This is a genomic window from Streptococcus sp. KHUD_018 (assembly GCF_054861215.1).
This window is the reverse complement of sequence record NZ_CM142176.1, coordinates 1,532,621-1,554,919: the sequence shown is the minus strand read 5'-3', so window position 1 is coordinate 1,554,919 and position 22,299 is coordinate 1,532,621. Positions and strand designations below refer to the sequence as shown.

18 protein-coding genes and 2 pseudogenes are annotated in these 22,299 nt (G+C 41.4%); 19 read left to right on the top strand and 1 reads right to left on the bottom strand.

The window, feature by feature from the left end:
- Position 1 precedes the first annotated feature (1 nt).
- The 11 genes from ACVBD2_RS07830 to ftsX all read left to right on the top strand — a co-directional run bounded on the left by ACVBD2_RS07830 (position 2) and on the right by ftsX (position 11,651).
- Positions 2-958, top strand: a complete 957-nt coding sequence (locus tag ACVBD2_RS07830; RefSeq protein WP_000856262.1) for a branched-chain amino acid ABC transporter permease — start codon at positions 2-4, stop codon at positions 956-958.
- Positions 958-1,722: an ABC transporter ATP-binding protein gene (locus tag ACVBD2_RS07825; protein ID WP_001186019.1), complete on the top strand. Its 765-nt coding sequence runs from the start codon at positions 958-960 to the stop codon at positions 1,720-1,722. The genes ACVBD2_RS07830 and ACVBD2_RS07825 overlap by 1 nt, the downstream gene beginning before the upstream one ends.
- Positions 1,722-2,432, top strand: coding sequence for an ABC transporter ATP-binding protein (locus ACVBD2_RS07820; RefSeq protein ID WP_461685544.1), 711 nt, complete (start codon positions 1,722-1,724; stop codon positions 2,430-2,432). The genes ACVBD2_RS07825 and ACVBD2_RS07820 overlap by 1 nt, the downstream gene beginning before the upstream one ends.
- A gap of 299 nt (positions 2,433-2,731) precedes the next feature.
- Positions 2,732-4,510, top strand: a complete 1,779-nt coding sequence (locus ACVBD2_RS07815; RefSeq protein ID WP_461685543.1) for a phosphotransferase — start codon at positions 2,732-2,734, stop codon at positions 4,508-4,510.
- A gap of 1 nt (position 4,511) precedes the next feature.
- Positions 4,512-4,697, top strand: coding sequence for a hypothetical protein (locus ACVBD2_RS07810; RefSeq protein WP_038805583.1), 186 nt, complete (start codon positions 4,512-4,514; stop codon positions 4,695-4,697).
- Between the two features lies 1 nt (position 4,698).
- Entirely contained in the window at positions 4,699-6,126 is a 1,428-nt protein-coding gene (locus ACVBD2_RS07805) for a cytosine permease (RefSeq protein ID WP_125449613.1), read from the top strand.
- A gap of 471 nt (positions 6,127-6,597) precedes the next feature.
- Positions 6,598-8,025, top strand: coding sequence for a cytosine permease (locus tag ACVBD2_RS07800; protein ID WP_461685542.1), 1,428 nt, complete (start codon positions 6,598-6,600; stop codon positions 8,023-8,025).
- 132 nt (positions 8,026-8,157) lie between these two features.
- The gene (locus tag ACVBD2_RS07795; RefSeq protein ID WP_461685541.1) at positions 8,158-8,814 is read left to right on the top strand and encodes a CBS domain-containing protein; all 657 of its coding nucleotides are present in this window, start codon (positions 8,158-8,160) and stop codon (positions 8,812-8,814) included.
- 111 nt (positions 8,815-8,925) lie between these two features.
- A protein-coding gene (prfB, locus tag ACVBD2_RS07790; protein WP_461685540.1) for a peptide chain release factor 2 occupies positions 8,926-10,021 on the top strand; the annotation gives its coding sequence in 2 pieces (ribosomal slippage) (positions 8,926-8,997 and positions 8,999-10,021; 1,095 coding nt in all).
- An 18-nt stretch (positions 10,022-10,039) separates the two neighbouring features.
- Positions 10,040-10,732 carry a cell division ATP-binding protein FtsE gene (ftsE, locus tag ACVBD2_RS07785; protein ID WP_000022257.1) on the top strand — a complete coding sequence of 231 codons (693 nt, stop codon included), beginning with the start codon at positions 10,040-10,042 and terminating at the stop codon, positions 10,730-10,732.
- Entirely contained in the window at positions 10,725-11,651 is a 927-nt protein-coding gene (gene ftsX / locus ACVBD2_RS07780; RefSeq protein ID WP_461685539.1) for a permease-like cell division protein FtsX, read from the top strand. Before ftsE ends, ftsX begins: the two co-directional genes overlap by 8 nt.
- A gap of 97 nt (positions 11,652-11,748) precedes the next feature.
- Here ftsX and ACVBD2_RS07775 read toward each other — a convergent pair.
- Positions 11,749-13,024, bottom strand: a pseudogene (locus ACVBD2_RS07775) (transposase).
- Between the two features lie 209 nt (positions 13,025-13,233).
- Here ACVBD2_RS07775 and ACVBD2_RS07770 point away from each other — a divergent pair.
- The 8 genes and pseudogenes from ACVBD2_RS07770 (at position 13,234) to recG (ending at position 22,231) form a co-directional block, all read left to right on the top strand.
- Positions 13,234-13,568, top strand: a pseudogene (locus ACVBD2_RS07770) (hypothetical protein).
- 18 nt (positions 13,569-13,586) lie between these two features.
- On the top strand, positions 13,587-13,877 hold the full coding sequence (locus ACVBD2_RS07765) for a hypothetical protein (protein ID WP_461685538.1): 291 nt from the start codon (positions 13,587-13,589) through the stop codon (positions 13,875-13,877).
- 160 nt (positions 13,878-14,037) lie between these two features.
- On the top strand, positions 14,038-16,551 hold the full coding sequence (gene secA / locus ACVBD2_RS07760) for a preprotein translocase subunit SecA (protein ID WP_461685537.1): 2,514 nt from the start codon (positions 14,038-14,040) through the stop codon (positions 16,549-16,551).
- 79 nt (positions 16,552-16,630) lie between these two features.
- Positions 16,631-17,662, top strand: coding sequence for a 3-deoxy-7-phosphoheptulonate synthase (locus tag ACVBD2_RS07755; RefSeq protein ID WP_125448662.1), 1,032 nt, complete (start codon positions 16,631-16,633; stop codon positions 17,660-17,662).
- Position 17,663: 1 nt separating this feature from the next.
- Positions 17,664-18,695 carry a 3-deoxy-7-phosphoheptulonate synthase gene (locus ACVBD2_RS07750; protein WP_057489320.1) on the top strand — a complete coding sequence of 344 codons (1,032 nt, stop codon included), beginning with the start codon at positions 17,664-17,666 and terminating at the stop codon, positions 18,693-18,695.
- A gap of 44 nt (positions 18,696-18,739) precedes the next feature.
- Complete coding sequence (gene acpS / locus ACVBD2_RS07745; protein ID WP_461686301.1) at positions 18,740-19,102, top strand: holo-ACP synthase; 363 nt, start codon at positions 18,740-18,742, stop codon at positions 19,100-19,102.
- On the top strand, positions 19,092-20,195 hold the full coding sequence (gene alr, locus ACVBD2_RS07740; RefSeq protein ID WP_461685536.1) for an alanine racemase: 1,104 nt from the start codon (positions 19,092-19,094) through the stop codon (positions 20,193-20,195). Before acpS ends, alr begins: the two co-directional genes overlap by 11 nt.
- Positions 20,186-22,231, top strand: a complete 2,046-nt coding sequence (gene recG, locus ACVBD2_RS07735; protein WP_260468682.1) for an ATP-dependent DNA helicase RecG — start codon at positions 20,186-20,188, stop codon at positions 22,229-22,231. The genes alr and recG overlap by 10 nt, the downstream gene beginning before the upstream one ends.
- The last annotated feature ends 68 nt before the right edge of the window (positions 22,232-22,299 follow it).

Sequence of the window (22,299 nt, the reverse complement as noted above, 5' to 3'; positions counted from 1 at the left end):
AATGAAGACAAATCTTAAAGTAAATATTCTCTGGTTATTCCTTCTGTTAGCAGGTTATGGGCTGATCAGTGTACTGGTTTCTGCTGGTGTTCTCAATCTATTTCATGTCCAAATTTTAGAACAAATTGGGATTAATATCATCCTTGCTGTAGGTTTGAACCTAATCGTTGGTTTTTCAGGACAATTCTCACTCGGTCATGCAGGTTTTATGGCGATTGGGGCTTATGCAGCAGCGATTATTGGCTCAAAATCACCAACCTATGGTGCCTTCTTTGGAGCAATGGTCTTGGGTGCCTTGATTTCTGGTGCAGTAGCTTTGCTTGTTGGGATTCCAACTCTACGCTTGAAGGGGGACTATCTGGCTGTTGCAACACTAGGTGTTTCAGAAATCATCCGTATCTTTATCATTAATGGTGGCAGTTTGACCAATGGTGCCGCTGGTATCTTGGGTATTCCAAACTTTACCAACTGGCAAATGGTTTATCTATTTGTGGTGATCACAACTATTGCAACTCTCAACTTCTTACGCAGTCCAATCGGACGCTCTACTCTATCTGTTCGTGAGGATGAGATTGCTGCGGAGTCCGTTGGTGTAAACACTACAAAGATCAAGATTATCGCTTTTGTCTTTGGTGCCATTACAGCAAGTATTGCTGGTTCACTTCAGGCTGGTTTTATCGGATCTGTTGTTCCAAAAGATTACACCTTTATTAATTCCATCAACGTATTGATTATCGTTGTATTTGGTGGACTTGGTTCTATTACAGGTACCATCGTTTCTGCGATTGTTTTAGGAATTTTAAATATGCTCCTCCAAGATGTAGCTAGTGTACGTATGATTATCTACGCTTTGGCTCTTGTATTGGTGATGATCTTCAGACCAGGTGGACTTCTTGGGACATGGGAATTAAGTCTATCACGTTTCTTTAAAAAATCTAAGAAGGAGGGACAAAACTAATGGCATTACTTGAAGTTAAACAGTTAACCAAACATTTTGGCGGTCTAACAGCTGTTGGAGATGTCACTCTTGAATTGAACGAGGGAGAATTGGTTGGTCTGATTGGACCAAACGGGGCTGGTAAAACAACTCTTTTCAATCTCTTGACGGGTGTTTATGAACCAAGTGAAGGTACGGTGACACTAGATGGTCACCTCCTAAATGGGAAAACTCCTTATAAGATTGCCTCACTTGGACTCAGTCGTACTTTCCAAAATATTCGTTTGTTCAAGGATCTGACAGTTTTGGAAAATGTTTTGATTGCATTTAGTAACCATCATAAACAACATGTCCTTGCGAGCTTTCTACGCTTGCCTGCTTTCTATAAGAATGAGGAAGAATTGAAAAGCAAAGCTTTGGGCTTGCTTAAGATTTTTGATTTGGATGGCGATGCAGATACACTTGCTAAAAATCTGGCCTATGGTCAACAACGTCGATTAGAAATCGTTCGTGCTCTGGCAACCGAACCCAAGATTCTCTTTTTGGATGAACCTGCAGCTGGGATGAATCCACAAGAAACAGCTGAATTGACAGAATTGATCCGTCGTATCAAAGACGAATTTAAAATTACCATCATGCTCATCGAACACGATATGAATTTGGTTATGGAAGTCACTGAGCGTATCTATGTTCTTGAATATGGTCGTTTGATTGCTCATGGTACTCCGGATGAGATCAAGAACAACAAACGTGTTATCGAAGCTTATCTAGGAGGTGAAGCCTAATGTCTATGTTAAAAGTTGAAAACCTCTCTGTGCATTACGGTATGATTCAAGCAGTTCGTGATGTAAGTTTCGAGGTTAATGAAGGTGAAGTTGTTTCCTTGATTGGTGCCAATGGTGCTGGTAAAACAACCATTCTTCGTACTCTTTCAGGTTTGGTTCGTCCAAGTGCTGGTAAAATTCAGTTTTTAGGAAAAGAAATTCAAAAGATGCCAGCGCAAAAAATCGTGGCAGGTGGCCTTTCACAAGTTCCTGAGGGACGCCATGTTTTCCCAGGATTGACTGTTATGGAAAACTTGGAAATGGGAGCCTTTTTAAAGAAAAATCGTGAAGAAAATCAAGCCAACTTGAAAAAAGTTTTCTCACGCTTCCCACGTCTTGAAGAACGCAAAAACCAAGATGCGGCGACCCTTTCAGGTGGTGAACAGCAGATGCTGGCTATGGGACGCGCTCTCATGTCTACGCCTAAGCTTCTCCTCTTGGATGAGCCGTCAATGGGACTTGCTCCTATCTTTATCCAAGAAATTTTCGATATCATTCAAGATATTCAGAATCAAGGAACAACGGTTCTCCTAATTGAACAGAACGCTAACAAGGCCCTTGCTATCTCTGATCGTGGTTATGTACTTGAAACAGGAAGAATTGTCCTATCAGGAACAGGAAAAGAACTCGCAGCATCAGACGAAGTCAGAAAAGCATACCTAGGTGGCTAAAACAATCCAGTGGATTGTTTTAGTCGGTGGATGAGAGTTGCGAAAGCAATTCCCCTATAAACCGGGGGACCTTTTTAGTCGGCAGATAAGGATTACGTAAGCAATCATCCAATCCAGTGGATTGTTTTACTTAGTGGATTTGAAGAGCTCCAAATTTGGGGTTCTTTTTTCGTTTGCTTACTATTTTGATGGACCTGATTTGAGCATCCGTTTTCTTAATATGGAATCTAACTTGACAAAAGTGTGTGTTCATCATATAATTAAATAAACAAAAATATTGAACAAAAGAGGCTGAGGATATGCTATCAGAAAAACAATTTAAACTTTTACGTTTTTTGTTGACTCACAAAGACGAAAACTTTACGCAGAGACAATTGGCTGAACAGCTAGATATCGCTTTGGGGACGGTAAATAATCTTCTCAAGGAATGTAAAGAAGAGAAGTGGATCAGTGAGGAAAATCACTTAACTGACTTAGGTGAGGAGGCTTTGGCTCCGTATCAGGTGAAGAATGCCATTATCATGGCTGCAGGTATGAGTAGCCGCTTTGCTCCTTTGTCTTATGAGCTACCTAAAGGATTGCTTCAAGTTAAAGGTGAGCGTTTGATTGAGAGAGAAATCAAGCAATTGCAAGAAGCTGGGATAGAGGACATTACAGTTATTGTAGGATATCTGCAAGAAAAAATGTTCTATCTGGCAGAAAAGTTTGGCGTTAAAATCGTTGTGAATAATGATTACTACAAGTACAACAACTGTTCTTCTCTCATGCTAGTCAGAGATCAACTTTCTAACACTTATATTTGCTCTTCAGATAATTATTTTGTGGAAAATCCGTTTGAGCGATACATTTACAGGGGTTATTATTCGACTATATTTGCAGAAGGGGACACAGACGAATACTGCTCTAAGGAAGACTCCAATCACACAATCATCGATATCCAAATCGGTGGGACGAATACTTGGGCTATGGTGGGGCACGTTTATTTTGATCGTGCATTTAGTGAAAAGTTCGTAGATATTTTAGAAACTGAATTTAAGCATGAACCATATCGCGAACAGCTCTGGGAAGATTATTATAGTCGTCACGTCAAGGAACTTCCTTTGGAAGCTCGGCATTATTCAGCAGATATTGTTAAGGAATTTGATTCACTAGATGAGTTGCGTCAGTTTGATGAACACTATTTGGTGAATACTAATTCGGAAATCATTGATAACATCTGTAAGACATTAGGATGTATAACTTCAGATATTGTCAATATTAAACCCCTAAAAGACGGTTTAACCAACACTTCGTTTTCATTTGACTGCCTAGGTAAAAAATATGTTTACCGTCATCCAGGTAGAGGAACGGAGAATTATATCGATCGTGCTAGTGAAGCGGCTTCCATGGAAATTGCTGCAAAATTGAAGATTGACCGTACTTTTGTTGCCATGAACAAGGATGAGGGCTGGAAAATTTCAGAATTTATCCCTAACGCCAAGCAACTAGATTATGATAATTGGGATGATGTAGCAAAAGCAATGGAGCTCTTGAGACGCTTGCACCAATCTGGAGAAAAAACGGGACATTCCTTTGACCAATTTGAGGGAATTGATGATTTTAGACAAAAATTAAAGGCTAGCAATCGTTTTGAATTTGATGGGCTTGAAGAGTTGGATAAGAATGTCTCAGTTCTTGAGAAGTTTCTACAAGAAGATCAAGCGAAAAAGGTTCTCTGCCACGGAGATTCTTATAGTCCGAATTTCTTGTTGAATGAAGCTGGCGAAATGAGCTTGATTGATTGGGAATATTCTGGTATGGGAGATCCAGCAGGAGATTTAGGAACCTTTATCGGGTGTTCAAATTATACAGTGGAAGAAGCTGAAAAGGTACTTGAAATCTATCTACAAGAAGTTCCAGACAAGAAAACCAAACGTCACTATTTTGCCTATGTATCAGTGACTTCGTATTATTGGTTTTTGTGGGCCCTGTTCCAAGAAAGCGTTGGAAAACCAGTAGGTGAATTTCTTTATATCTGGTATCGTTATACCAAGCAGTATGGAAAACTTGCATTAGATTTATACTTAGAGGAGAATTGAGATGAAACCGACATCAGAAATTGAAGAATTAATAGCAAATGAAACGAAAAGAAGGCTAGAAGAAATGGAATCACCAAACTATGTGTTTGCTCAGCCATTTCTAAAAAGTGATTTTACTATAGTCATTGGCTTGGTTCTAATTAACCTTATTCTGATTATCCTAGCCATGACAGGAGGTATTCAATAAAATGTCTAAGATGAATGACTTTATTCAACAGGAGACGATAACGGGAATTGTTCCCATGACCAACAAGGATCGTCAGTATTCTTTCTGGGATCTCTTTCTGTCAACAAGTGGTTTTGCTATCGCAACTTGGTGTTATACCCAAGGAGCCTATGTGGCTCAATATTTGACCTTTAATCAAATGTTAATAAATATTTTTAGTTTTAACATTATCTGGGTCTTTATTGAATGTCTCCCAATCTTGTTTGCGGTTAAATATGGAATTGATTTATGGATTTGGTTGAGAGCTGTCCTCGGAAAAAAAGGCGTAGCCTTGCTATCAACTATTATTAGCTTAGCTAACTTTGGCTGGTATGCCGTTGCGGCCAATCTTTTTGCTAGCTCCATGATTCATTTGGCAAATAATTTCGGTCTTGGTTTGGACAAGGGAGTATGGGCACCTATTCTTGGTACACTCTGTGTTCTTCTTGGAACTCTTATTGCTCTAGGGGGGCCAGAAGTGATTAAATGGACCAATCGATTCTTGGTAATCGCCCTGTTGATTGTCGGTCTCATTATCGTTGGAATCTGCTTTGTCGCCGTTCCTATAACTGATATTATGAATATTCAACCGGCTACCCAAGGAGATTTAACTCCATTAGAACGCTTCATGCTTTCTGGAGAAGGAAATGTTGCCTTTGCCTTTTCTTGGTCTACACAGGCATTGGTTTTACCACGTTTAGCAAAATCAGAACGTAGTGGTTATTGGGCTACAGCCTTATCATACGGAGTTGTGGCTCCATTCTTCGTTGCGACAGGTGGAGTCATGGCTCTAGCCATGTTTGTCAAAACAGGTGTTTATGAAAGTGATCCAACAACCATGCTTTCAACTCTAAGCACACCTGCCTTTGCTCTCTTAAGTCTACTACTAGTAGCCTTTGCCAATATTGGAACCCAAGGGACAGGATCGTATGTGAATTGTATGATTGTTAAAAGCGGGATGCCAAAAGTAAGCTATAAACTAATGGTTTGGATTGCTATGGTATACGTGAGCCTACTTACAATCTGGGGAGGAGTGGAAGAGTACTTCGGTTCCTTCATCTCACTAGCTGCCTATATTCAGGGGCCAATTATTGGTATGATCGTTGTTGACTACTTTATCTTGAGAAAAAGAAAACTCGATTTGCGTTCAGCCTATTTCCTTGAGGGACATAAAGCTTATGAATTTACTAAAGGATTTAACTTGGTTGGTTTGTCTTGCGTCTTTATCTCCTTGTTGGTTGCAGTACTATTTGTTTATAACCCTGTAACAGCACAGATTCAAAGCCCAATCTTTTTAATCACAACGGGTAGTGGCTTTACTGCGATTTTTGGAGGTTTATTGTACTGGCTAGCTAGCTTAACTCCATTAAAACGCTATATGATCAAGGATCGAGATTCCGTTACGATTTAAGGATAGAGGATTGATTAGAAACGTCCCCCTTACTAGAGAATTTATAAAATCTTTATTGATACGGTAGAATAGGCTGAACAGGTATTTGAAATTTCCGTAGAAGAAGTTCCAGATGTAAAAACGAAATACAGCTATCTAGCTCAGGCGTTTGGAACATCATACTATCACTCTTTTGTGAGGATTATTTTAAGTAAATCCATTAGGAAAGTTTCTCTATATTTGGTACCACTATAGTGGGCAGTATGGTCAACTAAAATTAATCGTTAGTCGGAGGACTGACAAAATGAGAATTGGTATTGAACTTGAACAATTAGTTGTAGGTGAAACTAAAAAATGACTAGAAAAATGAAAGCCTTAATCTATGTGTATTTATCTCCCCTTTCTTAAAAGTTTATTTTACATAAGTAATTGATATGATTCTAGTCAATCATATTCTGATTATCCTAGCCATGACAGGAGGTATTCAATAAAATGTCCAAGATGAATGACTTCATTCAACAGGAGACGATAACGGGAATCGTTCCCATGACCAACAAGGATCGTCAGTATTCTTTCTGGGATCTCTTCTTATCGACAAGTGGTTTTGCCATCGCAACTTGGTGTTATACCCAAGGAGCCTATGTGGCTCAATATTTGACCTTTAATCAAATGTTGATTAATATTTTTAGTTTCAACATTATCTGGGTCTTTATTGAATGTCTCCCAATCTTGTTTGCGGTTAAATATGGAATTGATTTATGGATTTGGTTGAGAGCCGTTCTAGGTAGAAAAGGGGTGGCCGTTCTATCAACCGTGATTAGTCTGGCAAATTTTGGTTGGTACGCCGTTACCGCCAATCTTTTTGCCAGCTCCATGATTCATTTGGCAAATAATTTTGGACTTGGTTTAGACAAAGGAGTATGGGCACCGATTCTAGGTACCCTCTGTGTTCTCCTTGGAACGCTTATTGCTCTTGGGGGGCCAGAGGTGATTAAAGGTACTAATCGCTTCCTGGTGGTTGCCTTGTTATTTGTCGGGCTAATCATTGTTGGGATCTGTTTTGTTGCGGTTCCGATTAGAGATATTATGAATGTCCAACCTGCCATCCAAGAAAATTTGACACCGATTGAACGTTTTATGATGTCAGGGGAAGGAAATGTGGCCGTAGCCTTTTCTTGGTCTACACAAGCATTTGTCTTACCACGTTTGGCAAAATCAGAACGCAGTGGCTATTGGGCTACAGCATTATCGTATGGGGTTGTTGCGCCATTCTTCGCTGCGACAGGTGGGGTGATGGCTTTGGCTATGTTTGTCAAAACAGGTGTCTATGAAAGTGACCCAACGACCATGCTTTCCACTCTAAGTACTCCTGCCTTTGCGCTTTTAAGTTTACTATTAGTAGCCTTTGCCAATATTGGAACCCAAGGTACAGGATCGTATGTGAATTGTATGATTGTAAAAAGCGGGATGCCAAAAGTAAGCTATAAACTAATGGTTTGGATTGCCATGGTTTATGTGAGCCTACTTACCATCTGGGGAGGAGTGGATGAATACTTCGGTTCCTTCATCTCGCTGGCGGCCTATATTCAAGGACCCATTATCGGAATGATCGTTGTTGACTATTTTATCTTAAGAAAACGAAAACTCGATTTGCGTTCAGCCTATTTCCTTGAAGGACATGACGCCTATGAGTTTACAAATGGCTTTAATCTGGTAGGATTATCTTGTGTAATCATTTCTTTGTTAGTTGCAGTACTATTTGTTTACAACCCTATAACAAAGCATATCCAGAGTCCTGTGTTCCTACTCACAACTGGTAGTGGCTTTACTGCGATCTTTGGTGGTCTATTGTACTGGCTAGCTAGCTTAACTCCTTTAAAACGCTATATGATTAAGGATAGAGATTCCGTTACGATTTAAGTTTAAGAGAGAAGGCTGTTTCTCTCTTTTTTGTGATTGAATGTTACAAAATCTTGAAAAAGAGATGAAAGCGTTTGATAGTTTTTGTAAGAAAGTGTATAATTATAGTAGCAATAAAGAAGGAGAAGTCTCATGGCAGTTAAAGATTTTATGACCCGCAAGGTAGTTTATATCAGTCCAGATACGACTGTAGCACATGCAGCAGATTTGATGCGCGAGCAAGGCTTGCACCGTTTACCTGTTATCGAAAATGACCAATTGGTTGGTCTTGTAACAGAAGGAACTATTGCTGAAGCCAGTCCGTCTAAAGCAACCAGTCTCTCCATCTATGAGATGAATTATCTTCTCAATAAGACCAAAGTCAAAGACGTCATGATTCGGGATGTCATCACAGTGTCAGGTTATGCAAGTCTAGAAGATGCGACCTATCTCATGTTGAAGAATAAGATCGGTATTCTTCCAGTTGTGGACAATCAACAGGTTTATGGTGTGATTACAGATCGTGATGTTTTTCAAGCCTTTCTAGAAATCGCTGGCTACGGCGAGGAAGGAATTCGTGTTCGGTTTATTACGGAAAATGAAGTCGGGGTTTTGGGCAAGATTGTGACCTTGATTGTAGAAGAAAATCTGAATATTTCACACACAGTCAATATTCCTCGCAAGGATGGTAAGGTCGTGATTGAAGTTCAAATTGATGGGACGATTGATTTAACCTTCCTGAAGGAGAAATTTGAAGCGCAAGGTATCCAAGTAGAGGAGATTGATCGAACCTCTGCTAAAAAGTTATAAATATAGAGGGTGAAAACCCTCTTTTTTGTATACAATTTGAAATAACAAGCAAAATATGGAAAGAAATGAGAGAATGTGGTATAATGAAACGATGTGAATAAAGGAGTATTTATGGACATTTCAGAAATTCGTCAAAAAATTGACGCAAATCGTGAAAAATTAGCTTCTTTCAGGGGGTCTCTTTGACCTCGAAGGACTAGAGGAAGAGATTGCCATCTTGGAAAACAAGATGACGGAACCTGATTTTTGGAACGATAATATCGCGGCCCAAAAAACGTCGCAAGAATTAAATGAATTAAAAAATACCTACAACACCTTCCGTAAAATGGAAGAGTTGCAGGATGAAGTTGAAATTTTATTGGACTTTTTAGTAGAAGATGAGTCTGTACGTGATGAACTGGTTGAACAGTTGACAGAACTGGACAAGATGATGACCAGCTACGAGATGACGCTTCTCTTGTCAGAACCTTATGACCACAATAATGCAATCTTGGAGATTCATCCAGGATCTGGTGGTACTGAGGCTCAAGACTGGGGTGATATGTTGCTCCGTATGTATACTCGCTATGGAAATGCCAAAGGCTTTAAAGTAGAAGTCTTGGATTACCAAGCTGGTGATGAAGCGGGCATCAAGTCTGTGACCTTGTCCTTTGAAGGTCCAAATGCCTACGGTCTTCTCAAGTCGGAAATGGGTGTTCACCGTTTAGTCCGTATTTCGCCATTTGACTCTGCCAAACGTCGCCATACTTCATTTACATCCGTTGAGGTTATGCCTGAGTTGGATGATACCATCGAAGTGGAAATCCGTGAGGATGATATTAAAATGGATACCTTCCGTTCAGGTGGTGCTGGTGGACAAAACGTCAATAAAGTTTCAACAGGTGTGCGTTTGACACACATTCCTACGGGAACTGTCGTCCAATCAACGGCCGATCGTACCCAGTATGGAAATAGAGATCGTGCTATGAAGATGTTGCAAGCCAAGCTCTATCAGATGGAGCAAGAAAAGAAAGCTGCGGAAGTCGACTCCCTCAAAGGTGAGAAAAAAGAAATCACTTGGGGAAGTCAGATTCGTTCTTATGTCTTCACACCTTATACCATGGTAAAAGATCACCGTACGAGCTTTGAAGTTGCTCAGGTAGATAAGGTCATGGATGGAGATCTTGATGGTTTCATCGACGCCTATCTCAAATGGCGAATCAGCTAAGAATAGAAAGGAACTCACATGTCAATCATTGAAATGCGAGATGTTGTCAAAAAATACGATAACGGAACGACTGCTCTTCGTGGAGTCTCTCTTAGTATTGAACCAGGAGAATTTGCCTATATCGTTGGGCCTTCTGGAGCAGGGAAGTCAACCTTTATTCGAGCTTTATATCGAGAAGTAAAGATTGAAAAAGGCAGTTTAACAGTTGCAGGCTTTAATTTGGTTAAAATCAAGAAGAAAGATATCCCTCTGCTCCGTCGCAGTGTTGGGGTAGTTTTTCAAGATTACAAACTCTTGCCTAAGAAAACTGTTTATGAAAATATTGCTTATGCAATGGAAGTTATCGGAGAGAACCGTCGCAATATTAAGAAACGGGTTATGGAAGTTTTGGACTTGGTCGGTTTGAAACACAAGGTTCGCTCTTTCCCTAACGAACTCTCAGGTGGAGAGCAGCAACGGATTGCGATTGCTCGTGCGATTGTGAACAATCCCAAAGTATTGATTGCCGATGAGCCAACAGGAAACTTGGACCCAGATAATTCATGGGAAATTATGAATCTGTTGGAACGCATCAATCTCCAAGGTACTACTGTCTTGATGGCGACTCACAATAGCCAGATTGTAAATACCTTGCGCCACCGTGTCATTGCCATTGAAAATGGCCGTGTCGTTCGTGACGAAGCTAAAGGAGAATATGGATACGATGATTAGTAGATTTTTTCGCCATTTATTTGAATCATTAAAAAGTTTAAAACGAAATGGCTGGATGACAGTAGCAGCAGTGAGTTCGGTTATGATTACCTTGACACTCGTTGCCCTGTTTGCATCCGTAATTTTTAATACAGCCAAGCTGGCTACCGATATTGAAAACAACGTTCGTGTCATGGTTTACATTCGTAAGGATGTAGCAGATAATAGTGAAACGATTGAAAAAGAAGGTCAGACAGTTACCAATAATGACTACCACAAGGTTTATGATGCCTTAAAAGCTATGCAAGGTGTTAAAAATGTCACTTTTTCAAGCAAGGAAGAGCAGTATCAAAAATTGACTGAAACGATGGGAGACGATTGGAAGGTCTTTGAAGGAGACGCTAATCCTCTCTATGATGCCTATATCGTTGATACCAATACTCCGAGTGATGTTCCTAAAGTAGCAGAAGAGGCCAAGAAAATTGAAGGGGTATCTGAGGTTCAAGACGGTGGTGCCAACACTCAACGACTTTTCGAACTGGCTTCCTTTATCCGTGTTTGGGGATTGGTTATTGCAGGGCTTTTGATTTTCATTGCGGTTTTCTTGATTTCTAATACTATCCGTATTACCATTATTTCTCGGAGCCGTGAAATTCAAATCATGCGTCTAGTAGGAGCTAAAAACGGCTATATTAGAGGACCATTCTTGCTAGAGGGTGCCTTTATTGGCTTACTAGGTGCAGCGATTCCTTCAGTCCTTGTATTCTTTATCTACAATATGGTTTATCAATCTGTCAATAAATCCTTGGTGGGGCAAAACTTGTCAATGATTACACCAGATGTGTTTATTCCTTTGATGACAGTCCTATTGTTTGTGATTGGTATTTTCATTGGGGCAATCGGATCAGGCATTTCAATGCGTCGATTCTTGAAGATCTAGTTGGATATAAATGCAACTTGCAGAGCAAATCAGAAATAATACAATTTTAAAAGAGAAGTTTTCTGGCTCTTTGTCAACTGTAGTGGATTGAAGTCAGCTAAGATCGAGAAAGGACGAATTTCGTCCTTTCTTTTTTGATGTTGAGAGCGATGAGAATTCTAGTTTTAAAGTTGTCAAAGTTCCGAAAGCCAAAAGCCAAAAGCGTTTCGTTTGATGAGTTTAATGAAATTATTAGTCGCTTCTAATTTTGCATTAGAATAGGGTAACTGAAGGGCGTTGACGATTTTCTCTTTGTCCTTGAAAAAGGTTTTAAAGACAGTCTGAAAAAGAGGATGAACCTGCTTTAGATTGTCCTCAATGAGTCCGAAGAATTTGTCAGGTTCCTTGTTCTGAAAGTGAAAAAGCAAGAGCTGATAGAGATGATAGTGGTGTTTCAGGTCTTCTGAATAGCTAAAAAGCTTATCTAGAATCTCTTTTATCCTGTTGGATGATCTTCCAGTAACGTTTGATAGCCTTGTATTCATGGGATTTTCGTTCAAATTGATTCATGATTTGGATACGCACACGACTCATGGCACGGCTTAGATGTTGAACGATGTGAAAGCGATCTAGTACAATTTTTGCATTTGGGAGTGAAACAGTCTGGTAGACTGTTTCAGCCTGAGCCTAGAAATTCGAAAGCGAAGTCGTTTAGCCAAGTCATAGTAAGGACTAAACATATCCATAGTAATAATTTTTACCTGACAGCGAATAGCTCTATCGTATCGAAGAAAGTGATTTCGGATGACAGCTTGTGTTCTTCCCTCAAGGACAGCGATGATATTGAGTTTTTCAAAGTCCTGAGCAATAAAGCTCATCTTCATCTCCCGATTGAAACAGTCACTCCCCTGACTGTTTCAACATCCCAAGACATAATCTCTGGAAGACGAGAAAAATCATGTTTAAAACGGAAGTCATTGAACTTTCGGAGAACAGTTGAAGTTGAAATGGAAAGCTGATGGGCAATATCGGTCATAGAAGTCTTTTCAATCAACTTTTGAGCAATCTTTTGATTGATAATACGAGGAATTTAGTGATTTTTCTTGACGAGAGAAGTCTCAGCCACCGCCATTTTCGAACAATGATAGCACTTGAAACGACGCTTTTTTCAGAAGAATTCTGGTAGGCATACCAGTCGTTTCAAGGTAAGGAATCTTAGACGGTTTCTGGAAGTCATATTTCTTCATTTGATATCCGCAATCGGTGCAAGATGGGGCCTCGTAATCCAGTTTAGCGATGATTTCCTTGTGTGTATCCATATTGATGATATCTAGAATCTGGATATTAGGGTCTTTAATATCTAGTAGTTTTGTGATAAAATGTAATGGTTCCATATGATTCTTTCTAATGATGGTTTGGTCGCTTTTCATTATAAATCTTATGGGACTTTTTTTCTACAACAAAATAGGCTCCATAATATCTATAGGGGGTTACCCACTACAAATATTATAGAGCCGAATAAACAAGCAAGATTTGGGAAGACATTTCCAGATCTTTTTGATAGAATGAAATCAAAGAAAACGTTATTAAAAAGAGGTGTGTGATGGAGAAATTTTTTATATTATTGCTATTATCACCTTACTTTTATTTTTTCATTGGATTGAGAAGACGGACAAAAATAGTAAATATTTCGCGTTTTTCTATTACTTTTACTGGATTTATCTTCCCTTGTGGGCTTTGTTCAGTATCGCTTTTACAATTTTTTCATTCTTAATTTTCAATATTGTCTTGAAAAATCCTGCTGATTTAACAATTTGGGGGACATGGTTCCTTTTAGTTTTTTTATCTCTTGTGAATGACTGGAAAGTCCATGTCTGCCTGAAGAGAATGTTCAAGCTGAAACAAGAGAACAAAACGAGGACATCCATCAATAGCTAAAGTTTAGAGGAGGTTCCGATGTTCAAAATAAAGCAGTTCATTCATCAATACTATAAAACCTACATTCTTACGATTTGCTTGTTATGGCCGCTGGTCTTTTGTCTTCCATGGGATTTGCAAATAGGAGGAGTTTCGGTTTATTTCTTCATCATGAAAAAACTCTTTGTCGTCTTTGGTGTATTGGCAATCTTTTTCTCAGTACTGACTAAAAAGATGAGTCTCTTCCTCTTTGGAGTGATCTTTTGTATGGCCTTCTGGATCAATCTTTTCCTGATTTTTGGAATTTTGCCAGCTCTGCTTGGCAATTAAATTTTTGTGTGAAATGTAGTCCATAAAAAGCTAAGAGGCTGACCTAGAAGTCAGCCTCTTTTCCCTGTTAAAACGCGGATTCTTTCTTGAAAATTAAGAGTAAATGTGCTAGAATTAAAAGAACATTCTAAAATATTCAGAATCTAAAGTAAGGAAAATAATGGCTAATATTTTAAAAACGATTATCGAAAATGATAAAGGAGAACTTCGTCGTCTGGAAAAGATGGCAGACAAGGTTCTCAAATATGAAGAGCAGATGGCAGCCTTGACGGATGACCAGCTAAAAGCAAAAACAGATGAATTTAAGGAACGTTACAATAAGGGTGAATCGCTGGATTCATTGCTCTATGAGGCTTTTGCGGTAGTACGTGAAGCTGCCAAGCGTGTTCTTGGACTTTTCCCATATAAAGTGCAGGTCATGGGTGGGATTGTCCTCCACCATGGAGATGTGCCAGAAATGCGTACTGGTGAAGGGAAAACCTTGACAGCGACGATGCCTGTATACCTCAACGCTCTAGCAGGTGAAGGGGTTCACGTAGTAACGGTCAACGAGTATCTAACCGAACGTGATGCAACTGAGATGGGTGAATTGTACTCATGGCTTGGTTTGTCAGTAGGGATTAATTTGGCTGCGAAGTCACCAATGGAGAAGAAAGAAGCCTATCTCTGTGATATTACCTATTCGACTAACTCAGAAATTGGTTTCGACTACCTTCGTGACAACATGGTTGTTCGGGCAGAAAACATGGTACAGCGTCCGCTCAACTATGCTTTGGTCGATGAGGTTGACTCGATCTTGATTGATGAAGCTCGTACTCCTTTGATCGTTTCAGGAGCCAATGCTGTGGAAACTAGTCAGCTTTATCATATGGCGGATCACTTTGTCAAATCTTTGGACAAAGATGACTATATCATTGACATTCAGTCTAAGACTATTGGTTTGTCTGATTCAGGGATTGACAAGGCTGAAGAATACTTCAAACTGGAAAATCTCTACGACATCGAAAATGTAGCTCTTACTCACTTTATCGACAATGCCCTTCGTGCCAACTATATCATGATTCTCGATATCGACTATGTGGTCAGCGAAGAGCAGGAAATCCTGATCGTCGATCAATTTACAGGTCGTACCATGGAAGGTCGTCGTTACTCTGATGGTTTGCACCAAGCGATTGAAGCAAAAGAAGGTGTGCCAATCCAAGACGAGACCAAGACTTCAGCTTCTATTACCTACCAAAACCTCTTCCGTATGTATAAGAAATTGGCAGGTATGACGGGTACTGGTAAAACAGAAGAAGAAGAATTCCGCGAAATCTACAACATTCGTGTCATCCCAATCCCAACCAACCGCCCAATCCAGCGTATTGACCACTCAGACCTTCTCTATGCAAGTCTTGATGCAAAATTCAAGGCTGTAGTTGAAGATGTGAAGGCACGTTATCAAAAAGGTCAGCCAGTCTTGGTAGGTACGGTTGCCGTTGAAACCAGTGATTTTCTTTCTAAGAAATTGGTCGAAGCAGGTGTTCCTCACGAAGTCTTGAATGCGAAAAACCACTACAGAGAAGCGCAAATCATCATGAATGCTGGTCAACGTGGCGCAGTTACCATCGCTACCAACATGGCCGGTCGTGGTACTGACATCAAGCTTGGTGAAGGGGTTCGTGAACTTGGTGGACTTTGCGTCATTGGTACAGAACGTCACGAAAGTCGCCGTATTGATAATCAGCTTCGTGGACGTTCAGGACGTCAAGGAGACCCAGGTGAGTCACAATTCTACTTGTCTCTTGAAGATGATTTGATGAAACGTTTCGGTTCAGAACGTTTGAAAGGTATCTTTGAACGACTCAACATGTCTGATGAAGCCATCGAATCCCGTATGTTAACGCGTCAAGTGGAAGCGGCTCAGAAACGTGTTGAGGGGAATAACTACGATACACGTAAACAGGTACTTCAATACGATGATGTCATGCGTGAACAACGTGAGATCATCTATGCACAACGTTATGATGTCATTACTGCCGACCGTGACTTGGCACCAGAAATCCATGCTATGATTCGTCGTACCATTGGACGTATCGTGGATGCACATGCACGTTCTAAGGAAGATGAAAAACTAGAAGCAATCTTGAACTTTGCTAAGTACAACTTACTTCCAGAAGATTCAATCAGTCGTTCAGATCTTGCAGGTTTGTCAGACCAAGCTATCAAAGATGAACTTTTCCAACGTGCCTTGAAAGTCTATGACAGCCAAGTTGCTAAACTTCGTGATGAAGATGCAGTGAAAGAATTTCAAAAGGTTCTGATTCTACGTGTTGTAGACAACAAGTGGACAGACCATATCGATGCTCTTGACCAGTTGCGAAATGCTGTCGGTCTTCGTGGCTATGCTCAAAACAACCCGGTTGTAGAATATCAAGCAGAAGGTTTCCGCATGTTTAACGACATGATCGGATCGATTGAGTTCGATGTAACCCGCTTGATGATGAAAGCACAAATTCACGAACAAGAACGTCCGCAAACGGAACACAATATCAGTACAACTGCGACTCGTAATATTGCAGCACAGCAGACTCATCTTCCGGAAGGTGTGGACTTGAGCCAAATCGGACGAAACGACCAATGCCCATGTGGATCAGGTAAGAAATTCAAGAACTGTCATGGTAAGAGACAATAATATGAGATAAGATACAGGCGGATACCTGGTAAAAATCATTTTTTGCTTGGTGTCCGTTTGCTTTATAAGGAGATGAATCATGGTATTTAAAGCTAAAAGTCCTAAAATTAACATTGAAGAAGTTCGCGCCTTGTCTAAATTAGAGGGAGCGGCTCTTGCGAGAAAAAATCAACGTGATCAGGAATTGGAAGCCATCATCCGTGGGGAAGACCAGCGTATTCTCTTGGTGATTGGACCATGTTCATCTGATAATGAAGAGGCGGTTCTCGAGTATGCCAAGCGTCTATCTGCTTTGCAAGAAGAGGTCAAAGACCGTATTTTTATGGTCATGCGGGTCTATACAGCTAAACCTCGTACCAATGGAGATGGCTATAAGGGCTTGATTCATCAACCAAATGCGACAGAAGCTCCTAGCTTGATCAATGGGATCAAGGCTGTTCGTCAGCTGCACTATCGTGTGATTACTGAGACGGGTATGACAACAGCGGATGAGATGCTTTATCCTGAAAATCTTCCGCTGGTGGATGATTTGATTTCTTATATGGCTGTTGGAGCTCGTTCTGTAGAGGATCAACAGCACCGTTTTGTAGCGAGTGGAGCAGATTTCTCGACAGGATTTAAAAATCCCACATCTGGAAATCTCAATGTCATGTTTAACGGGATTTATGCAGCACAAAATAAACAGAGTTTCCTCTTCCTCGGTAAAGAGGTGGAAACAACGGGGAATCCATTGTCCCACGCCATTCTTCGCGGTGCCTTGAATGAATATGGGAAAAATATTCCCAACTACTACTATGACAATTTGATGGATACCATTGCCCAGTATGAAAAGATGGGCTTGGAAAATCCCTTTATCATCATCGATACCAATCATGACAATTCAGGCAAGCAGTATATGGAGCAAATCCGTATCGTTCGTCAGACCTTGATTAACCGTGACTGGAATGAGAAAATCAAGAAATACGTTCGTGGTTTTATGATTGAGTCCTATCTAGAAGATGGACGTCAAAATGAACCCGAAGTTTTTGGTAAGTCCATTACAGATCCGTGTCTCGGATGGGACAACACAGAAGCACTGGTTCGCGAAATTTACCAAACGCTAGGAGAGTAAGATGGCATTTATCGAAAAAGGTCAAGAAATTGATATTGAAGCAATCAAGGCTGCGACCCAGTTGTCAGCTGAAGCATTGCGAAAAAAAGAAGCCCGTGATAGAGAGTTGGCAGCTATCATCTCAGGTGAGGACGACCGAATCCTTTTGGTGATTGGGCCTTGCTCTTCGGACAATGAAGAAGCTGTGCTCGAATATGCTCGTCGCTTAGCAGACTTGCAGAAAAAAGTTGCGGATAAAATCTTTATCGTGATGCGTGTCTATACGGCTAAACCTCGTACCAATGGAGATGGCTATAAGGGTTTGGTTCATCAGCCGGATACTTCAAAAGCTCCAAGCCTGATTAACGGCTTGCAGGCTGTTCGTCAGCTGCACTACCGTGTGATTACCGAAACTGGATTGACAACAGCTGATGAGATGCTTTATCCGTCAAATCTCGTTTTGGTTGATGACCTGGTCAGCTACCATGCTGTTGGGGCTCGTTCGGTGGAAGACCAGGAACACCGCTTTGTAGCGTCTGGGATTGATGCTCCAGTTGGGATGAAAAATCCAACATCTGGAAATCTCGGGGTCATGTTTAATGCCATCTATGCGGCTCAAAACAAGCAAACCTTCCTTTACCATGGGCAAGAAGTGGAAACTTCAGGAAATCCTTTGGCCCACGTTATCCTTCGTGGTGCCATGAACGAATATGGTAAAAATGAACCCAATTTCTACTATGAAACCCTCTTAAATGCCATCAACCGCTATGAGACCATGGGACTTGAAAATCCCTTCATTATCATCGATACCAATCATGACAATTCAGGCAAGCAGTATATGGAACAAATTCGCATTGTTCGTCAAGCCTTGCTGAATCGTGACTGGAATGAAAAGATTAAAAAGACGGTTCGAGGCTTTATGATCGAATCTTACCTAGCAGATGGTCGCCAAAATCAACCAGAGGTCTTTGGTTGCTCTATAACCGACCCTTGTCTAGGCTGGGAAAATACAGTAGCCTTGGTAGAAGAAATTTATACTACCTTAACAAAATAAGTGAAAAGGATGGAGTTGGGGGAATCTCAGCTCCTTTTATGAGTATGATAGTTGGACACGGAATTGACATCGAAGAATTGGCTTCGATAGAAAACGCAGTTACACGACGTGAGGGCTTTGCTAAGCGCGTGCTGACCTCTAAAGAAATGGAGCGTTTTACCAGTCTCAAAGGGCGCAGACAAATCGAATACTTGGCAGGCCGCTGGTCGGCTAAGGAGGCTTTTTCCAAGGCTATGGGTACAGGAATTGGCAAGCTGACCTTTCAGGATTTGGAAGTTTTGAACAATGAACGCGGGGCTCCCTATTTTAGTCAGTCACCATTTTCAGGAAAGATTTGGCTGTCGATCAGCCATACAAATCAGTTTGTGACAGCCAGTGTCATTTTGGAGGAAAATCATGAAAGCTAGTCCACATAGACCAACCAAGGCTCTGATTCATCTGGGAGCTATTCGACAAAATATTCAGCAAATGGGGGCTCATATCCCACAAGGAACGCTCAAGTGGGCAGTGGTCAAGGCCAATGCCTATGGTCATGGGGCTGTTGCCGTTTCCAAGGCTATTCAGGATGATGTTGATGGATTTTGCGTTTCCAATATTGATGAAGCCATCGAACTTCGTCAGGCTGGACTCAGCAAGAAAATCCTCATTTTAGGAGTTTCTGAGATAGATGCTATTGCTCTGGCTAAAGAATACGACATCACCTTGACTGTGGCTGGGGTGGAGTGGATTCAAGCACTGTTAGACAAGGAAGCAGATTTAACTGGCTTAACGGTTCACCTCAAGATTGACTCAGGGATGGGAAGGATTGGTTTTAGAGAGGCCGGTGAGGCTGAGCAGGCTCAAGCCTTGCTCCAACAACACGGTGCTCGCGTTGAGGGGATTTTTACCCACTTTGCTACTGCAGATGAAGAATCAGATGCCTATTTTAATACCCAGTTAGAACGATTTAAAGCTATTTTGGCAAGTATGAAGGAAGTTCCAGAGCTGGTTCATGCCAGCAACTCAGCAACGACACTCTGGCATGCAGAGACTATTTTTAACGCAGTTCGTATGGGAGATTCCATGTATGGTCTCAATCCAAGTGGAGAGGTTCTGAACTTGCCTTATGACTTGACTCCAGCCTTGACCTTGGAGTCTGCTCTGGTTCATGTCAAGACAGTTCCAGCTGGAGCTTGCATGGGCTATGGAGCCACCTATCAGGCGGATAGCGAGCAAGTCATCGCGACCGTGCCAATCGGCTATGCGGATGGTTGGACACGAGATATGCAAAATTTCACTGTCTTGGTAGATGGACAAGCTTGCCCAATCGTCGGACGAGTATCTATGGATCAAATCACTATTCGGCTGCCTAAGGTTTACCCGTTGGGAACCAAAGTCACCCTTATTGGCTCTAATGAGGACAAGGAAATCACAGCAACTCAGGTAGCGACCTACCGTGGAACCATTAACTATGAGGTGGTTTGTCTCCTCAGCGACCGCATTCCGAGAGAATATTATTAAAGAAAAGAAAGGAGTGGAGCATGAATCTACATCAACCCTTGCATGTCTTGCCTGGTGTGGGACCAAAGTCAGCCGAGAAATACGCTAAACTAGGAATTGAAAACTTGCAAGACCTCTTGCTCTACTTTCCTTTCCGTTATGAAGATTTCAAGACCAAGCAGGTGCTAGATCTGGAAGATGGCGAAAAGGCTGTTCTGTCTGGTCAGGTAGTGACTCCTGCTAGTGTCCAGTATTATGGCTTTAAGCGCAATCGCCTGCGTTTTAGCCTCAAGCAGGGAGAAGTCGTTTTTGCGGTGAATTTCTTTAACCAGCCTTATCTAGCAGATAAGATAGAGTTGGGAGCAACTCTTGCTGTTTTTGGAAAATGGGACCGTGCCAAGGCCAGTCTGACTGGGATGAAGGTTCTGGCTCAGGTGGAAGATGATCTCCAGCCAGTCTATCGTCTGGCTCAAGGAATCAGTCAGGCAGGGCTGGTCAATGTTATCAAGACAGCCTTTGATCAAGGGTTGGACCTCTTGATAGAGGAAAATCTTCCCCAGTCTTTGCTGGACAAATACAAACTCATGTCCCGCTGTCAGGCAGTTCGTGCTATGCATTTTCCTAAGGATTTGGCAGAATACAAACAGGCCCTTCGCCGTATCAAGTTTGAAGAACTTTTCTACTTTCAAATGCAGCTACAGACCCTCAAGTCTGAAAATAGAGTTCAGGGAAGCGGTCTGGTTCTGAATTGGTCTAAGGAAAAGGTGACAGCTGCTAAAGAAAATCTGCCTTTTTCTCTGACCCCAGCTCAGGAAAAGAGTTTGCGGGAAATTTTGACTGACATGAAGTCCGACCATCACATGAATCGTCTTCTGCAAGGGGATGTGGGGAGCGGAAAAACGGTGGTTGCTGGCTTGGCCATGTTTGCGGCGGTGACGGCTGGATATCAGGCAGCTCTTATGGTGCCAACAGAAATCCTAGCAGAGCAACACTTTGAGAGTTTACAGAACCTTTTTCCAGACTTGAAACTCGCTCTCTTGACAGGTTCCTTAAAAGCTGCAGAAAAAAGAGAAGTCTTGGAAACCATTGCCAAGGGTGAGGCCGATTTGATTATCGGAACACACGCTCTGATACAAGATGGAGTGGATTATGCTCGTCTTGGTTTGATTATCATCGATGAGCAGCATCGTTTTGGTGTGGGGCAAAGGCGTGTTCTGCGGGAAAAAGGGGACAATCCTGACGTTCTCATGATGACGGCGACACCCATTCCACGGACGCTGGCTATCACAGCATTTGGCGATATGGATGTTTCCATTATCGACCAGATGCCAGCAGGACGGAAGCCTATTGTGACTCGTTGGATTAAGCATGAGCAGCTGCCTCAGGTCTTGACTTGGTTAGAGGGAGAAATTCAAAAAGGTTCTCAAGCCTACGTCATCTCTCCTTTGATTGAAGAATCTGAAGCTCTGGATCTGAAAAATGCCATTGCCTTATCAGAAGAGTTGACAGCTCATTTTGCTGGCAAGGCAGAAGTGGCTCTTTTACATGGTAAGATGAAGAGTGACGAAAAAGACCAGATCATGCAAGAGTTCAAAGAGCGAAAAACGGATATTCTGGTTTCGACAACGGTTATTGAGGTTGGGGTTAATGTTCCCAATGCGACCGTCATGATCATCATGGATGCCGACCGGTTCGGTCTCAGTCAGCTTCACCAGCTCAGAGGTCGTGTGGGTCGGGGTGACAAGCAGTCCTATGCTGTTCTCGTGGCTAATCCCAAGACGGATTCTGGGAAAGATCGCATGCGTATCATGACAGAAACGACCAATGGATTTGTCCTTGCGGAGGAAGATTTGAAAATGCGTGGTTCTGGAGAGATTTTTGGAACCAGACAGTCAGGACTTCCAGAGTTTCAAGTGGCTGATATTATCGAAGATTTTCCGATTTTAGAAGAAGCCAGAAAGGTTGCCAGCTACATTAGTTCTATAGAAGGTTGGCAAGAGGATCCAGAATGGCGCATGATTGCTCTCCATCTAGAAAAAAGAGAACATCTGGATTAAGCTTTCTCTAAGGAAATGTTAAGCTAGCTTTTAGGATTATTTCTTATAATAGTGTCAACAAAAAAGAA

Bases quoted from the DNA above. Each gene is read 5' to 3' on its own strand.
- ACVBD2_RS07830 (WP_000856262.1), top strand. From the start codon at position 2: ATGAAGACAAATCTTAAAGTAAATATTCTCTGGTTATTCCTTCTGTTA.
- ACVBD2_RS07825 (WP_001186019.1), top strand. From the start codon at position 958: ATGGCATTACTTGAAGTTAAACAGTTAACCAAACATTTTGGCGGTCTA.
- ACVBD2_RS07820 (WP_461685544.1), top strand. From the start codon at position 1,722: ATGTCTATGTTAAAAGTTGAAAACCTCTCTGTGCATTACGGTATGATT.
- ACVBD2_RS07815 (WP_461685543.1), top strand. From the start codon at position 2,732: ATGCTATCAGAAAAACAATTTAAACTTTTACGTTTTTTGTTGACTCAC.
- ACVBD2_RS07810 (WP_038805583.1), top strand. From the start codon at position 4,512: ATGAAACCGACATCAGAAATTGAAGAATTAATAGCAAATGAAACGAAA.
- ACVBD2_RS07805 (WP_125449613.1), top strand. From the start codon at position 4,699: ATGTCTAAGATGAATGACTTTATTCAACAGGAGACGATAACGGGAATT.
- ACVBD2_RS07800 (WP_461685542.1), top strand. From the start codon at position 6,598: ATGTCCAAGATGAATGACTTCATTCAACAGGAGACGATAACGGGAATC.
- ACVBD2_RS07795 (WP_461685541.1), top strand. From the start codon at position 8,158: ATGGCAGTTAAAGATTTTATGACCCGCAAGGTAGTTTATATCAGTCCA.
- ftsE (WP_000022257.1), top strand. From the start codon at position 10,040: ATGTCAATCATTGAAATGCGAGATGTTGTCAAAAAATACGATAACGGA.
- ftsX (WP_461685539.1), top strand. From the start codon at position 10,725: ATGATTAGTAGATTTTTTCGCCATTTATTTGAATCATTAAAAAGTTTA.
- ACVBD2_RS07765 (WP_461685538.1), top strand. From the start codon at position 13,587: ATGTTCAAAATAAAGCAGTTCATTCATCAATACTATAAAACCTACATT.
- secA (WP_461685537.1), top strand. From the start codon at position 14,038: ATGGCTAATATTTTAAAAACGATTATCGAAAATGATAAAGGAGAACTT.
- ACVBD2_RS07755 (WP_125448662.1), top strand. From the start codon at position 16,631: ATGGTATTTAAAGCTAAAAGTCCTAAAATTAACATTGAAGAAGTTCGC.
- ACVBD2_RS07750 (WP_057489320.1), top strand. From the start codon at position 17,664: ATGGCATTTATCGAAAAAGGTCAAGAAATTGATATTGAAGCAATCAAG.
- acpS (WP_461686301.1), top strand. From the start codon at position 18,740: ATGATAGTTGGACACGGAATTGACATCGAAGAATTGGCTTCGATAGAA.
- alr (WP_461685536.1), top strand. From the start codon at position 19,092: ATGAAAGCTAGTCCACATAGACCAACCAAGGCTCTGATTCATCTGGGA.